This window comes from Oceaniglobus trochenteri (genome assembly GCF_020529025.1).
Lineage (GTDB): Bacteria > Pseudomonadota > Alphaproteobacteria > Rhodobacterales > Rhodobacteraceae > Oceaniglobus > Oceaniglobus trochenteri.
Genome location: NZ_JACNMM010000009.1, coordinates 69,801 through 83,440 on the forward strand (window position 1 = coordinate 69,801; position 13,640 = coordinate 83,440).

Below are 13,640 nucleotides of genomic sequence, written 5' to 3' on the forward strand. Positions count from 1 at the left end.
AAGCCGGGGAGGTGAGCGTGGACCCTGATATTGCCATCGTGCTGGGTGTCATCTTCCTTGCGCTCGCCGTTCCGTCGCTTTTGTCCTCCTTTTCGGAATCGCGCCCGCCGCGGGCCGCCATGGTGCTGATCGTCCTGGCCGGGGGGGCCATCTATTGGGCGATCACCAAGCGGCCCGGCGGCTATACCCTTGACGAGATCCCCGGCGCCTTCGTGCATGTCGTCGGCATGGTGATCCACTGAACCGGTGAATTTGCGCTTGCCGTTTTCCATCCGCGCCCGTATACGGCGCTCTCTGCCGTGCGTCCGGCCAATGTGGCATGCCGAGTCGCGCGTAAACCCGACCCAATGAACAGGAGACGGAAATGCCCAAGATGAAGACGAAGTCGAGCGCCAAGAAGCGCTTCAAGGTGACGGCGACCGGCAAGATCGTCGGCGGCTATGCCGGCAAGCGGCACGGCATGATCAAGCGCAGCACGAAGTTCATTCGTGACGCCCGTGGTACCCGTGTTCTGAGCGAGCCGGACCAGAAGCTTGCCAAATCTTACATGCCCTACGCCGGTTAAGGAGACAGATCCATGTCGAGAGTCAAAGGTGGAACCGTCGCCCACGCCCGTCACAAGAAGGTTCTGAAGGCCGCGAAAGGCTATTATGGCCGTCGCAGCACCGCGTTCAAGACCGCCACGCAGGCCGTGGACAAGGCCAACCAGTACGCCACGCGCGACCGCAAGAACCGCAAGCGCAACTTCCGCGCCCTGTGGATTCAGCGGATCAACGCCGCCGTGCGCAGCCATGACGAGGCGCTGACCTACAGCCGCTTCATCAACGGCCTGTCGCTGGCCGGCATCGATGTCGACCGCAAGGTTCTGGCCGATCTGGCCGTGAACGAGCCCGATGCCTTCGGTGCCATCGTGTCGAAGGCACAGGCCGCCCTGGCCGCCTGATCGCCTCTGCATTGCAGATTGTGGGCCGCTCCTTCGGGGGCGGCCCTTTTCGTTGCGGAACCTTCCAGCGCAGGAGGGGCGTTTCCTTTCCCAAAGCCGCCCGTTCGCGCAGGCCCGAAGGAAGGAGACCCCGCATGAAACCGTCATATCTGCGCTTTGCCGCCATGATCGCCAGTTCGACCGTGGTGATGTTCGGGCTGATGTACCTGAACACCTATGCCCTTGATCACGTGATGTTCAGCCAGACGCGCATGTGGATGGCGCTTTACATGGGCGCGGCGATGGCCGTGGTCATGCTGGCCTTCATGCTGGGAATGTACACCGACCGGAAGATCAATCTTTCGATCTTTGTGGGTGCGGTTCTTGTCTTTGGTGCCGCGCTCTATCTCGTGCGCAGCCAGGATACCGTGGGTGACGAGGCCTGGATGTCGGCGATGATCCCGCATCATTCGATCGCCATCCTGACCAGCGAAAGGGCCGAAATCTCGGACCCGCGGGTGCGCAGGCTGGCCGATGGAATCATCGAAACCCAGCGGCGCGAGATCGCCGAAATGAAGGCGCTTCTGGCCGACCTGCGCGGCGGTCCGGCCGCGACCCCGGAAATCGACGGAAAGTGAGGAAACCCCATGTCCAGTGACAGCGCGAAGAGAGCCCGCCTTTACCGCATGGTGATGCCCGACCACCTGTGCCCCTACGGGTTGAAGTCGAAGGCCCTGCTTGAGGCGAAGGGATACGACGTTGAAGATCACCACCTGACAACGCGCGACGAAACCGATGCCTTCATGGAAAAGCACGGGGTCGAAACCACGCCGCAGACCTTCATCGACGACGAAAGGATCGGCGGCTATGACGATCTGCGCGCCCATTTCGGCATTCCGCTGACCGGCGAGGACGAAACCACCTACACCCCGGTGTTCGCCCTGTTCGGCATGGGGCTGGCCATGGCGCTGGCCGCCAGTTGGGCCGCTTATGGCAGCATCCTGACGGTGCGGGCTGGAGAATGGTTCATCGCCTTTTCCATGTGCCTTCTGGCCGTGCAGAAGCTGCGCGATGTCGAGAGTTTCTCGACCATGTTCCTGAACTATGACGTTCTTGCGCGGCGCTGGGTGCCCTACGGCTATGTCTATCCCTTCGGCGAGGCGCTGGCCGGTGTCTTGATGATATCGGGCGCGCTGATCTGGCTGGCCGCGCCCGTGGCCCTGTTCATCGGCGGAATCGGCGCGGTTTCGGTGTTCAAGGCGGTCTATATCGACAAGCGCGAGCTGAAATGTGCTTGCATGGGCGGCAGCTCGAACGTGCCGCTGGGGTTCGTGTCGCTGACCGAGAACCTGATGATGGTCGCCATGGCCCTTTGGATGCTTCTGAAATAAGCGCAAACTTGCAAGCGGCGCCGCAACGGGATAGCTGACAGCGCAACCCACTTTGCCGGAGGCCGCCATGGAAGAACTGCGACAGAAATACCTGACCGAGGTGGCCGGGGCGGCGGATGAATCGGCGCTTGAAACCGTGCGCCTCGCGGCCATCGGCAAGAAGGGCGAAGTTTCGCTGAAGATGCGCGAACTGGGTCGCATGACCCCGGAAGAACGCCAGGTGGCCGGCCCCGCGCTGAACGCGCTCAAGGACGAGATCACCAGCGCCATTGCCGCGCGCAAGCAGGCCTTGGGCGATGCCGCCCTTGAGGAACGGCTGCGCGGTGAATGGCTGGACGTGACGCTGCCGGGGCGGTCGCGCGGGGCGGCCATGGGCACGATCCACCCGGTGTCCCAGGTCTGGGAGGAGGTGACGGCCATCTTTGCCGACATGGGCTTTGCCGTGGCCGAGGGCCCGCAGATCGAAACCGATTTCTACAATTTCGACGCGCTGAACATTCCCAGCCATCACCCCGCGCGGGGTGAGATGGATACCTTCTACATGCACCGTGCCGAGGGCGACAACCGCCCGCCCCACGTGCTGCGCACCCACACCAGCCCGGTGCAGATCCGCACCATGCAGGAGCAGGGCGCGCCGATCCGCATCATCGCGCCGGGCCGTGTCTATCGCGCCGATTACGACCAGACCCACACGCCGATGTTCCACCAGGTCGAAGGCCTGGCGCTGGACAAGTCGATCTCGATGGCCAACCTGAAATGGGTGCTTGAGGAATTCTTCACCGCCTATTTCGGCACCACGGTGAAAACCCGCTTCCGCGCCTCGCATTTCCCCTTCACCGAACCCTCGGCCGAGGTGGATATCCAGTGTTCCTGGGAAGACGGCCAGGTGCGCGTGGGCGAGGGCGACGGCTGGCTCGAGGTGCTGGGCTCGGGCATGGTGCACCCCTCGGTTCTGAAGGCCGGCGGCATCGACCCCGACCAATGGCAGGGCTTCGCCTTCGGCATGGGCATCGACCGGATCGCCATGCTGAAATACGGCATCCCCGACCTGCGCGCCTTCTTCGATTCCGACCTGCGCTGGCTGCGCCATTACGGGTTCAGCCCGCTGGCGGTGCCGACTCTGCATGGTGGGGTGTAGTGATCCGCAGCTCCGCCATCCGATCTTGTCTGGTGGAGCGCAAAACGCAGGAGGCAGAATGAGACTGTTCCGCCATGAAGCGCGCCAACGCTCGGCCGAAAGCCGGCGGCTCTATGCCCGCTATGAACTGGCCCACACGATGGCCGATTTCGCGGCGGCCGTCTGTTTTCTTGTGGGGTCCGTCATGTTCTTTCGGGAAGCATGGCAATACACGGGAACCTGGTTGTTCGTTGTCGGCTCGCTTCTGTTTGCGTTGAAGCCTACGCTGCGACTGGGCCGCGAGATAAGACTCTACCGCATGGGCGATTTTTCCGACCTATCCGACCGCGCTGAATAACCGAAAGCTGACCGATGAAATTCACCCTCTCCTGGCTCAAAGAGCATCTCGAAACCACCGCGACGGTCGATGAGATCGCGGAAACCCTCACCGATCTCGGGCTTGAGGTTGAAGGCGTCGAAGACCCCGCCGCGCGGCTGGCGCAGTTCACCCTGGCCAAGGTCAGATCGGCCGAACAGCACCCCGATGCCGACCGGCTGCGCGTCTGCGTGGTGGAAACCGACGAGGGCGACAAGCAGATCGTCTGCGGCGCCCCGAACGCGCGGGCGGGCATCACCGTGGTGCTGGCCAAGCCCGGCGATTACGTTCCGGGCATCGACGTGACCCTTTCGGTGGGCAACATTCGCGGTGTCGAAAGCCACGGCATGATGGCCAGCGAACGCGAACTGGAACTCTCCGACGAACACGACGGCATCATCGAACTGCCCTCGGGCGAGGTGGGGCAGCGGTTCATCGACTGGCTGGCCGAACACGATCCGGCCAAGGTGGACCCGGTGATCGAAATCGCCATCACCCCCAACCGGCAGGATGCCCTGGGCGTGCATGGCATCGCCCGCGACCTGGCCGCACGGGGGCTGGGCCGGCTGATCGAGAAACCGGTGGAACCCGTGGCAGGTGCCTTTCCCTGCCCGGTTTCGGTGACGATCGACGACGATACGCTCGACGGCTGCCCGCATTTCACCGGCCGCGTGATCCGCTGCGTGAAGAACGGCCCGTCGCCGCAGTGGCTGCAACAGCGGCTGAAGGCCATCGGGCTGCGTCCGATCTCGGCGCTGGTGGATATCACCAATTTCTTCACCTACGACCAGAACCGCCCCCTGCATGTCTTCGACGCGGACAAGGTGAAGGGCGGCTTGCGGGTGCATCGTGCGCAGGGCGGGGAAACCCTGATGGCGCTGGATGACAAGGAATACAGCTTCCAGCCGGGCATGATGGCGATTTCCGACGACACCGGCGCCGAAAGCATCGCCGGGATCATGGGCGGCGCCCCTTCGGGGGCCTCGGACGAGACGGTGAACGTCTTCCTCGAATCCGCCTGGTGGGACCCGGTGACCATCGCCCACACGGGCCGGGCGCTGAAGATCAACTCGGACGCGCGCTATCGCTTCGAACGGGGCGTGGACCCGGCCTTTACCCTGCCGGGGCTTGAGGCGGCGACGCGCATGGTGCTGGACCTTTGCGGCGGCGAGGCTTCCGAGGTTGTCGTTGCGGGCGCGGCGCCCGATCACGCGCGCAGCTATCCCCTTGATACCGACCGGGTGCAAAGCCTGGTGGGCATGGAGATTGCGCCCGAGGTGCAGCGCGCCTCGCTGACCGCGCTTGGCTTTGTCGTCGAGGGCGATCAGGTGCAGGTGCCAAGCTGGCGGCCCGACGTGCGCGGTTCGGCCGACCTGGTCGAGGAGGTGGCGCGCATCGCCTCGCTGACCCGGCTCAAGGGGCAACCCATGGCGCGGGCCAATGCGGGGGTGCCGAAACCGATCCTCACCCCGATGCAAAAGCGCGAACAGGTGGTGCGCCGCACCATCGCGGCGCTGGGCTACAACGAATGCGTGACCTACAGCTTCGTGGATGGCGCAACGGCGGCCCTGTTTGACGGCGGCGGTGATGCGATGCGGCTGGAAAACCCGATCTCGGCCGATCTGTCGCACATGCGCCCGGCGCTTCTGCCCGGCCTGTTGCAGGCGGCACGGCGCAACCAGGCGCGCGGCATCGCCGACATGGCCCTGTTCGAGGTCGGCCCCGCCTTCCATGGTGGCGAGCCGGGTGAACAGCACCTGCTGGCCACCGGTTTGCTGATCGGGCGTACCGGGCCCAAGGACGTGCATGGCGACGCGCGCGCGGTCGATATCTACGACGTGAAGGCCGACGCCGAGGCGGCGCTTTCGGCCATGGGCGCGCCCGCCAAGGTGCAGATCCTGCGCGGCGCGAACGACTGGTGGCATCCGGGGCGGCACGGCAAGATCTGCCTTGGCCCCAAGAAGGTGCTGGGCATCTTCGGCGAGGTGCATCCGCGCATCCTCAACGCCGTGGGGGTCAAGGGGCCGGCCATGGCCTTCACCCTTTGGCCGGCGGAAATTCCGATGCCCCGCAACACAGGCGCGGCGCGGGCACCGCTGATCCTGTCGGACCTGCAGCCGGTGGATCGCGACTTCGCCTTCGTGGTGGATGCCGAAGTCGAGGCGCTGACCCTGACCAACGCCGCCGCCGGGGCCGACAAGGCGCTGATTTCCGACGTGCGGGTGTTTGACCAGTTCGTGGGCGGTTCGCTGGGCGAGGGGCGCAAGTCGCTGGCCATCACCGTGCGGCTGCAACCCAAGGACGCCACGCTGACCGACAAGGAGATCGAGGCCGTGTCGGCCAAGATCATCGAAAAGGTCGCCAAGGCCACGGGCGGTACGCTGCGCGGCTGATGGCAAAAGATGAGTATTTGGACAAAAGAGAAGCCCCCGGGTTTCTTTCTTGCCCAAAATACTCCCGCCGGAGGCGTCCGACATTGAAGAGGAGAACAAGATGCTGAGAGTCTATCTGTCCGGTGAGATCCACACCGACTGGCGCGAACAGATCATCGAGGGTGCCAAGGCGCTGGATGTGACCTTCGACAGCCCGGTGACCGACCACGGCGCCAGCGACGACTGCGGCGTAGCGATCCTGGGCGCCGAGGACCACAAGTACTGGCACGATCACAAGGGCGCCATGGTGAACGCCATCCGCACCCGCAAGGGCATCGCCGATGCCGATGTCGTCGTGGTGCGCTTTGGCGACCAGTACAAGCAATGGAACGCCGCCTTCGATGCAGGCTATGCCGCCGCGCTGGGCAAGTCGCTGATCATCCTGCACGGCCCCGATCACGCCCACGCCCTGAAAGAGGTGGACGCCGCCGCCCTTGCCGTGGCGCAGGAGCCGCGCCAGGTGGTCGAGATCCTGCGCTATGTCCTGACCGGCGCCTTGCCCGGATAGGCCTTCGGCCCGGTGGTGGCGCATTGCCCCACCGGGCCATTCAGTACCGTCAGTCGCGGGCCGGGATGTTCTTGCCCTTCTCGACGGCGGGGCGGGCATAGAACCTCTTGTGCCAGGCCACGACATTGGGGTGATCGTCCCATCCCAGGGTGTCTTTCACGCCGTAGAAATCCAGCCCGTTCAGCCAGGGCACGATGGCGATATCGGCGATCGAGAATTCGCCGGTGATCCAGTCCTTGCCCTCCATCTGCTTTTCCATCACCGCCAGCAGGCGCTTTGCCTCGTTGATGTAGCGTTCGCGCGGGCGCGGGTCTTCGATCTCGGCGCCGGCGAACTTGGCGAAAAAGCCCAGTTGCCCGAACATCGGCCCCACGCCGCCCATCTGGAACATCAGCCACTGGATGGTGTGGGCGTTGTCGGTGGCCGTCTGGCCCATCAGCTTGCCGGTCTTTTCGGCCAGATAGATCAGGATCGCGCCGCTTTCGAACAGGCCGACGGGGGCGCCGTCGGGGCCGTTGGGGTCGATGATCGCGGGGATCTTGTTGTTGGGGTTCAGCGACAGGAAGGCGTCGCTTTTCACGTCCTCGTCGGCCAGCGTCACCTTGTGGGGTTCATAGTCCAGCCCCAGTTCCTCAAGCGCGATCGAAACCTTCACGCCGTTGGGGGTAGGGAAGGAGTAAAGCTGGATCACGTCGGGGTTGGCGGCGGGCCAGCGCTTGGTGATCGGAAAGGCGGATAGATCGGCCATGGGAACGTCCTTTGGTTTTTCGGTCTGCCTACAGCTAAGCGATATTTCCGACGAAAAAACCACACCATCTGTGGTTTTTGGTGCTATCCCCTGTGCGGCAGCGAACGAAGCTGCCGCAACATCGTGAGTGGGGACAAGTATGATTAACGAATTCAAGGATTTCATTGCCAAGGGCAATGTGATGGATCTTGCCGTGGGCATCATCATCGGCGCGGCCTTCACGGCCATCGTCAGCAGTCTTGTGGGCGACCTGATCAACCCGATCATCGGGCTGGTGCTGGGGGGCGTCGATTTCACCAGCATGTACGTGGTTCTGTCGGGTGAGGTTGCACCGGGTGTCGGGCTTGAGGCGGCGCGCGAAAGCGGCGCGGCGATCTTTGCCTATGGCGCCTTCATCACCGCCTGCATCAATTTCCTGATCATCGCCTTCGTGGTCTTCATGCTGGTGAAGTTCGTGAACCGTCTGAAGGCCGTGGCCGAAAAGCCCGACGAGGTTGCCCCCGAGGTGGAAACCGGGCCCTCGGAGCTGGACGTGCTGCTTGAGATCCGCGACCAGTTGAAGGCTCCGCGCGGCTGATCTTGCCTTGTGCGGGGTTGGCCGGCCGGGGTGGCGGGCCAACCCTTCCTGTCAGATCTTCAGCGCCTCAGCGGGGGACAGGGCATCGCGTTGCAGGGCCGCGCCCACTGCCCGGTTGGTCAGCCGCCCCGCATGGATGTTCAGCCCCGCCAGAAGGTGCGGATCGTCTTCGCAGGCCCTGCGCCAGCCCTTGTCTGCAAGGGCCAGCATGAAGGGCAGGGTGGCATTGCCAAGCGCCAGAGTGCTGGTGCGCGACACGGCGCCGGGCATGTTGGCCACGCAGTAATGCACGATCCCGTCCACCTCGTAGGTGGGGTTTTCGTGGGTCGTGGCGCGGCTGGTTTCGAAACATCCGCCCTGATCGATGGCGACATCGACGATCACCGCGCCGGGTTTCATCCCCGCCAGTTGTTCGCGCGTCACCAGCTTGGGTGCCGCCGCGCCCGGAACCAGCACCGCGCCGATCACCATGTCGGCGGTCATCACCAGTTCGGCGGTATTGCCGGCGTTGGCATATCGGGTCTTGAACCGGTCACAGAACACGTCGTCCAGATGGCTGAGCCGGGGCAGGGAGCGGTCAAGCACCGTCACATCGGCCCCCATGCCCGCCGCGATCCGCGCCGCCTGGGTGCCGACCACGCCACCGCCGATCACAACCACCTGCGCCGGCCCGACTCCGGGCACGCCGCCCATCAGAACCCCGCGCCCGCCATTGGCCTTCTGCAGGGCATAGGCGCCCACCTGGGGGGCCAGGCGGCCCGCCACCTCGGACATCGGCGCAAGCAGGGGCAGGCCCCCCCGCGCGTCTGTGACGGTTTCATAGGCGATGGCGGTACAGCCCGAGGCAAGCAGATCCTCGGTCTGTTCGGGGTCGGGGGCAAGGTGCAGGTAGGTGAACAGCACCTGACCCTCGCGCAGCATCCGGCGTTCGCCCGGCTGCGGCTCCTTCACCTTCACGATCATCTCGGCCTGGTCGAAAACCTCGGCGGCCGTGGCGGCGATGCGCGCGCCCGCGCCGGTGTAATCCTCGTCGGTGAACCCGGCACCATCCCCGGCGCCGGCCTGCACGACAACCTGGTGGCCGTGGGCCACCGCCTCCTGCGCCGCGTTCGGGGTCAGCCCGACGCGAAATTCCTGCGGCTTGATTTCCGTGGGGCAACCAATCAGCATCCTAACCTCCCTGTTTGTCGTTTCAGCCTAGGGGCGATTGCCCCGAAGAGGGTTGATATAAAACCCGCGTTAGCGCAGGACTTTTGGGAGAAACTTGCGCAAGACCGGCATTCAGGCGAAGGAACCCGCGAATTGACTGTGATCGACACGACCGACCGGCGCATTCTTTCGGTCCTGCAGGGGCGCGGGCGGATCAGCAATGCCGACCTGGCCGAGGCGGTGAACCTCTCGGCGTCGGCCTGTCACCGGCGGGTGCAGCGGCTGGAGGCCGAGGGCGTGATCAGCGGCTATGTCGCCCTTCTTGACCGGCACAAGCTGGAGCGCAAGGCCACCGTCTTTGTCGAGATCACGCTGTCGGGCCAGGCCGAAGACCTTCTGGATGCCTTCGAGCGGGCAGTGGCGCGGATTCCCGATGTGCTGGAATGTCACCTGATGGCGGGGTCGGCCGATTACCTGCTGAAGGTCGTCGCCCAGGACAGCGAGGATTTCGCGATGATCCACCGCCGCCATCTGTCGCGTCTGCCGGGGGTGGCGCAGATGCAATCGTCCTTCGCGCTGCGCACGGTGCGCTGGACGACCGCGCTGTCCGTCTAGCTGCCGGGGCCGAACCTGCGGGGCAGGGGGCGCTGTTCTTCCTGCGCGAACACTGACGTGACCAGCCCGTTCAGGTCGCGCATCCCGGATGACGCCCAGAGGATCAGCCCGCATCCCAGCACCAGGATCTGCCACGGCGGCACGTTGTTCAGCTGCCGCGCGAAGGGCATCTTGACGGTCTTGTGGCGCAACCGGCGCTGGGCAAACTTGGCGCCCGGCCAGCCGCCGATGAAGGCCAGCAACAGCAGCCGTGATTCGGGCACCCGCCAGGCGCGGCGCCGCGCACAGGATTTGTCCCATGCGAAGGTGGCGAAGGTGATGGCGTTGATCGCCAGAAGCCAAAGCAATAGCGCAAGGAGGATCATGGGCATTTCGCAGAGTTCATCGTCATCGCCGCGGTTACCCCACGAATGGGGCAAAGCTGTGGCGGTTTACCCGTTCCCTGACGATGCCCTGCCTTGGCTCTAGGGGCGCGATCCGGTCCAGCGTACCCTGCCGTCGCCGTTGCCCTGCAGCGGGATAAGCGGGCGGTAAATGCTGGTGAACCTTTGGGGCACGTAATCGCAGACCGGGTTTTCGGCTGCATCCCGCAGGAACAGGTAGACACCGTTGGGATGCTGCCAGGCGACGCCGCCGTAACTGGCGATGGTCATGGCCTGGATATGGCCGCCGCTGGCCGCAAAGCTGTAGTCGGCGACCGATGTGACGCCAGCGCGCACCGCCGCCGGTTCGTCGCGCCGCGCCTCGGCCACAAGCGAGGCGGTGTGATCGTCGACCGCCGCCTTCACCGCGCCGGTGATGATGGCGGGCACGGCAACGATGGCGCCCACCACGGCGCCGACGGCCCCGGTGCCATAGATGAAGGCGTCTGCGGCGTCCGGCCCGGTGCCGGTGATGGCCCAGACCACGGGCTGCACGGCCAGGCCGGCCACGCTTCCCCGGGCGCCGCCCAGGGCCCGTTCGACTGCAAAGGCGGCAACTGTGGTGGCCGCGTTGGTTGCTGAGTTCTCTCCCGTCATCTGCGTTTCCCTTCCCCGGGCGCCATTGCCCTAGCGTAAAGGATAGATGCAGGACGGTCGCGCAGGCCAGTGGGCAAAACCTTACCCCGTGGTCAGCGCCGCAGCCCCGTTTCGTAAAGCAGCCCACGCCGCTTCGCCTCGTAATAATAGCCGCGCGAATACCAGCCCACGGCGGCATCGCGGCTGCCATCCGACACCATCCAGGCGCCGCGCAGGTATTTCACCGCGTATTCTAGGTTGGTCTCGGCATCCAGAAGCGCCGAGGGCGGGCCGCGATGCCCCATGGTGCGCGCCGTGGTCGGGTGAATCTGCATCAGCCCGTAATAGGGGCCGTTGCGCGCTGCCGGATTGTAACCGCTTTCGCGCTGGACCACCCGGTGCACCAGGTCGACAGGCACATCGTAGCGGTCGGCATAACGGGCGATCATCCTGTTCAGGGCGGCGGGGCCGCGGGCCTGGGTGCGCTGCACGTCGGGGTCGGGGCCGCGACCGGAACAGGCGGCAAGGGCGATGAGCAGGGCAAAAAGGATCGGGCGCATGGGCAAACCTCTGGCGGGACCGTCCGCAGATACCACTCTGCCCCGGGCTGCGGCAACGGGGCTGGAGTGCAGCGGGCAGGGACGGCGGCGCGCCTTGGCGGAAAGTTGCCGCCGTGGCAATCGCGCCACAGGTGGAACTGCACCGCGCTGCGCCGCATTTCCCTGACAAGCGCACCGGCGGCCACTGCCCCGGAGCAAGACAGGAGTTTATACCATGACCAACACGATCAGAACCGCCGCACTGGCCACCGCCGTTTCCGCCCTTGCCCTTCCGGCGCTGGCGCAGACCGCCACCACCACGGAAACCGTCGAGACGGGCAGCACCCTTGGCTATCTTGAATGCACCGTCGAGGGCGGCTTCGGCCTGCTGATCGCATCCAGCAAGGATGCCGTCTGCACCTTCGATCAGGCCGAAGGCGAAACCCAGCAATATGTCGGCACCATCGACAAGCTGGGCGTCGATATCGGCGTGTCGGGCGAAAGCTACATGAAATGGGTGGTTGTGCAGCTGCTGGATCACAAGGGCGAGGATGTGACGCTGGACGGCACCTACAACGGCGTCTCGGCCGATGCCTCGGTCGGCGTGGGGCTTGGCGCCAATGCCCTTCTTGGCGGCGACAACGAATCGATCGGCCTTCAACCCTTCAGCGTCGAGGGCAAGACAGGCCTCAACGTCGCGGTGGGGCTGACCTCGCTGACCCTGCGGTCGGTCGAATGATCCTGGCCGCTTCGCATTGTGCACCCCGGGCGGCGCTTTCCGCCCGGGGCCTGCCTGTCCTGAGATGGGCGCGCTGAGATGGCCGCGCTGAAGGGCGTGGATCACGCCGCCGAGATTGCCCGCGCCGAACGCCTGGCGCGGATGATGGATTCGCGGTTCAGCCTGTTTGGCATACGCTTTGGCTGGGACGCGATCTTCGGGTTGGTCCCTGGCCTGGGCGATCTGGTGGTGGTTGCGCCCTCGGCGATGATGATCTGGCGGGCGCACCGGCTGGGCCTGCCGCGGTCGGTCATCGTGCGAATGGCTGGCAACACCGCTCTGGACTATGTGCTGGGGTCGGTGCCGGTGCTGGGGGATATCTTCGATGTCGCCTTCAAGGCCAACCTGCGCAACGCCGGCCTGATGCGCGAGGGCCTGCGCAAATCTGCGTCGGGTGGGGCCTGAAACGACAAACCCCCGGCGCAATGCTCCGGGGGTTCTCTCTGTGGGGCCGAAACCCCCAGTATCGACAATGACTTACATCATGCCTTCGCGCTGGGCCTTTTTACGGGCAAGCTTGCGGGCGCGGCGGATGGCCTCGGCCTTCTCGCGCGCTTTCTTCTCGGACGGTTTTTCGAAATGCTGCTTGAGCTTCATTTCACGAAAAACGCCCTCACGCTGGAGCTTTTTCTTCAGAGCGCGAAGCGCCTGATCGACGTTGTTGTCACGAACACTGACCTGCATGTGGTTTTCACCACCTTTCTGGTTTGAGTTGCAAGGAATTGCAGGAACTGGCCCTATAGCAAAGGCGCCCTAACTTGTCTAGCGTTGTCGCAAACGCAGGAGGCCCGAATGACCGATCCGAAACAGGCTGTTGTCGATGCTGCCCTGGCCCATGTGGCCTTCGACGGCTGGAGCGATGCCACCCTTTCTGCCGCGGCCCGCGATGCGGGAGTCGATTCGGCCACGGCGCGGGCGCTGTTCCCGCGCGGCGGTGTCGATCTGGCGCTGGCCTATCACCGCGCCGGGGATGCCGACATGGTGGCGCGGCTGGCGCGCGAACCCCTGGCCGACATGCGGTTCCGCGATCGCGTGGCGCTGGCCGTGCGCCTGCGCCTTGAGGGGGCCGAGAAAGAGGCGGTGCGCCGGGGCAGCACGCTGTTCGCGCTGCCCAATCACGCCGCCGACGGCGCAAGGGCGCTTTGGGATACCGCCGATCATATCTGGACGGCACTTGGCGATGCCTCGCGCGATGTGAACTGGTACACCAAGCGCGCGACCCTGTCGGGGGTATATGGCTCTACCGTGCTGTTCTGGCTGGGCGATGACAGCCCCGGCCACGAGGCGACCTGGGCCTTCCTGGATCGGCGGATCGACGATGTGATGAAGATCGAACAGGTGAAGGCGGCGGTGAACAAGAACCCGCTGCTCAAACCCTTCATGGCACTGCCCAACTGGGCGCTGTCCCATGTGAAGGCGCCGTCGAAGCTGCCGCGTGTCGATCTGCCCGGAAGCTGGAACAGCCCGCGATGAACGAAGAGGGACGGAAC

Annotated in this window: 20 protein-coding genes; 14 read left to right on the forward strand and 6 right to left on the reverse strand. The window is 64.9% G+C overall.

What is annotated here, in order from left to right:
• The first annotated feature begins 17 nt into the window (after window positions 1–17).
• From H7828_RS15910 to H7828_RS15950, 9 genes are all read left to right on the forward strand, one after another.
• Window positions 18–242: a hypothetical protein gene (locus H7828_RS15910; RefSeq protein WP_226782045.1), complete on the forward strand. Its 225-nt coding sequence runs from the start codon at window positions 18–20 to the stop codon at window positions 240–242.
• Between the two features lie 122 nt (window positions 243–364).
• Window positions 365–565 (forward strand): 50S ribosomal protein L35, encoded by a 201-nt coding sequence (rpmI, locus tag H7828_RS15915; RefSeq protein ID WP_226782046.1) that lies wholly within the window; start codon window positions 365–367, stop codon window positions 563–565.
• Window positions 566–577: 12 nt separating this feature from the next.
• On the forward strand, window positions 578–943 hold the full coding sequence (gene rplT, locus H7828_RS15920; RefSeq protein WP_226782047.1) for a 50S ribosomal protein L20: 366 nt from the start codon (window positions 578–580) through the stop codon (window positions 941–943).
• Window positions 944–1,077: 134 nt separating this feature from the next.
• A complete protein-coding gene (locus H7828_RS15925) occupies window positions 1,078–1,560 on the forward strand; it encodes a DUF305 domain-containing protein (protein ID WP_226782048.1) in 483 nt (160 codons plus the stop codon).
• Window positions 1,561–1,569: 9 nt separating this feature from the next.
• A complete protein-coding gene (locus H7828_RS15930; protein WP_226782049.1) occupies window positions 1,570–2,313 on the forward strand; it encodes a glutaredoxin in 744 nt (247 codons plus the stop codon).
• A gap of 67 nt (window positions 2,314–2,380) precedes the next feature.
• Window positions 2,381–3,451 carry a phenylalanine--tRNA ligase subunit alpha gene (gene pheS / locus H7828_RS15935; RefSeq protein ID WP_226782050.1) on the forward strand — a complete coding sequence of 357 codons (1,071 nt, stop codon included), beginning with the start codon at window positions 2,381–2,383 and terminating at the stop codon, window positions 3,449–3,451.
• A gap of 58 nt (window positions 3,452–3,509) precedes the next feature.
• Window positions 3,510–3,788, forward strand: a complete 279-nt coding sequence (locus H7828_RS15940; protein WP_226782051.1) for a YrhK family protein — start codon at window positions 3,510–3,512, stop codon at window positions 3,786–3,788.
• A 14-nt stretch (window positions 3,789–3,802) separates the two neighbouring features.
• Entirely contained in the window at window positions 3,803–6,199 is a 2,397-nt protein-coding gene (gene pheT, locus H7828_RS15945) for a phenylalanine--tRNA ligase subunit beta (RefSeq protein WP_226782052.1), read from the forward strand.
• Between the two features lie 100 nt (window positions 6,200–6,299).
• A complete protein-coding gene (locus H7828_RS15950) occupies window positions 6,300–6,746 on the forward strand; it encodes a YtoQ family protein (protein ID WP_226782053.1) in 447 nt (148 codons plus the stop codon).
• Between the two features lie 49 nt (window positions 6,747–6,795).
• Here the strand turns inward: H7828_RS15950 and H7828_RS15955 are convergent, their stop codons facing one another.
• A complete protein-coding gene (locus H7828_RS15955; RefSeq protein ID WP_226782054.1) occupies window positions 6,796–7,494 on the reverse strand; it encodes a glutathione S-transferase family protein in 699 nt (232 codons plus the stop codon).
• 139 nt (window positions 7,495–7,633) lie between these two features.
• Here H7828_RS15955 and mscL point away from each other — a divergent pair, with 139 nt between their 5' ends.
• Window positions 7,634–8,071 carry a large conductance mechanosensitive channel protein MscL gene (mscL, locus tag H7828_RS15960; protein ID WP_226782055.1) on the forward strand — a complete coding sequence of 146 codons (438 nt, stop codon included), beginning with the start codon at window positions 7,634–7,636 and terminating at the stop codon, window positions 8,069–8,071.
• 51 nt (window positions 8,072–8,122) lie between these two features.
• On the opposite strand, the gene ald is transcribed toward mscL, so the two are convergent.
• Window positions 8,123–9,241 carry an alanine dehydrogenase gene (gene ald, locus H7828_RS15965; protein WP_226782056.1) on the reverse strand — a complete coding sequence of 373 codons (1,119 nt, stop codon included), beginning with the start codon at window positions 9,239–9,241 and terminating at the stop codon, window positions 8,123–8,125.
• Between the two features lie 132 nt (window positions 9,242–9,373).
• On the opposite strand from ald, the gene H7828_RS15970 reads away from it, so the two are divergent.
• Window positions 9,374–9,835, forward strand: coding sequence for an Lrp/AsnC family transcriptional regulator (locus tag H7828_RS15970; protein WP_226782057.1), 462 nt, complete (start codon window positions 9,374–9,376; stop codon window positions 9,833–9,835).
• Here the strand turns inward: H7828_RS15970 and H7828_RS15975 are convergent.
• The 3 genes from H7828_RS15975 to H7828_RS15985 all read right to left on the reverse strand — a co-directional run bounded on the left by H7828_RS15975 (window position 9,832) and on the right by H7828_RS15985 (window position 11,393).
• The gene (locus tag H7828_RS15975) at window positions 9,832–10,206 is read right to left on the reverse strand and encodes a DUF1294 domain-containing protein (RefSeq protein WP_226782058.1); all 375 of its coding nucleotides are present in this window, start codon (window positions 10,204–10,206) and stop codon (window positions 9,832–9,834) included. The genes H7828_RS15970 and H7828_RS15975 overlap by 4 nt on opposite strands.
• Window positions 10,207–10,299: 93 nt before the next feature.
• Window positions 10,300–10,854, reverse strand: a complete 555-nt coding sequence (locus H7828_RS15980) for a hypothetical protein (protein WP_226782059.1) — start codon at window positions 10,852–10,854, stop codon at window positions 10,300–10,302.
• A gap of 92 nt (window positions 10,855–10,946) precedes the next feature.
• A complete protein-coding gene (locus H7828_RS15985; RefSeq protein WP_226782060.1) occupies window positions 10,947–11,393 on the reverse strand; it encodes a lytic transglycosylase domain-containing protein in 447 nt (148 codons plus the stop codon).
• Window positions 11,394–11,607: 214 nt separating this feature from the next.
• Here H7828_RS15985 and H7828_RS15990 point away from each other — a divergent pair, with 214 nt between their 5' ends.
• Together H7828_RS15990 and H7828_RS15995 are read left to right on the forward strand one after the other, a co-directional pair.
• Window positions 11,608–12,111, forward strand: coding sequence for a DUF992 domain-containing protein (locus H7828_RS15990; RefSeq protein ID WP_226782061.1), 504 nt, complete (start codon window positions 11,608–11,610; stop codon window positions 12,109–12,111).
• A 78-nt stretch (window positions 12,112–12,189) separates the two neighbouring features.
• A complete protein-coding gene (locus tag H7828_RS15995; protein ID WP_226782062.1) occupies window positions 12,190–12,555 on the forward strand; it encodes a DUF4112 domain-containing protein in 366 nt (121 codons plus the stop codon).
• 72 nt (window positions 12,556–12,627) lie between these two features.
• Here the strand turns inward: H7828_RS15995 and rpsU are convergent, their stop codons facing one another.
• The gene (gene rpsU / locus H7828_RS16000) at window positions 12,628–12,834 is read right to left on the reverse strand and encodes a 30S ribosomal protein S21 (RefSeq protein ID WP_007118112.1); all 207 of its coding nucleotides are present in this window, start codon (window positions 12,832–12,834) and stop codon (window positions 12,628–12,630) included.
• A gap of 108 nt (window positions 12,835–12,942) precedes the next feature.
• Between rpsU and H7828_RS16005 the strand changes: the two genes are divergently transcribed.
• Window positions 12,943–13,623, forward strand: a complete 681-nt coding sequence (locus H7828_RS16005) for a COQ9 family protein (RefSeq protein WP_226782063.1) — start codon at window positions 12,943–12,945, stop codon at window positions 13,621–13,623.
• Window positions 13,624–13,640: the final 17 nt, after the last annotated feature.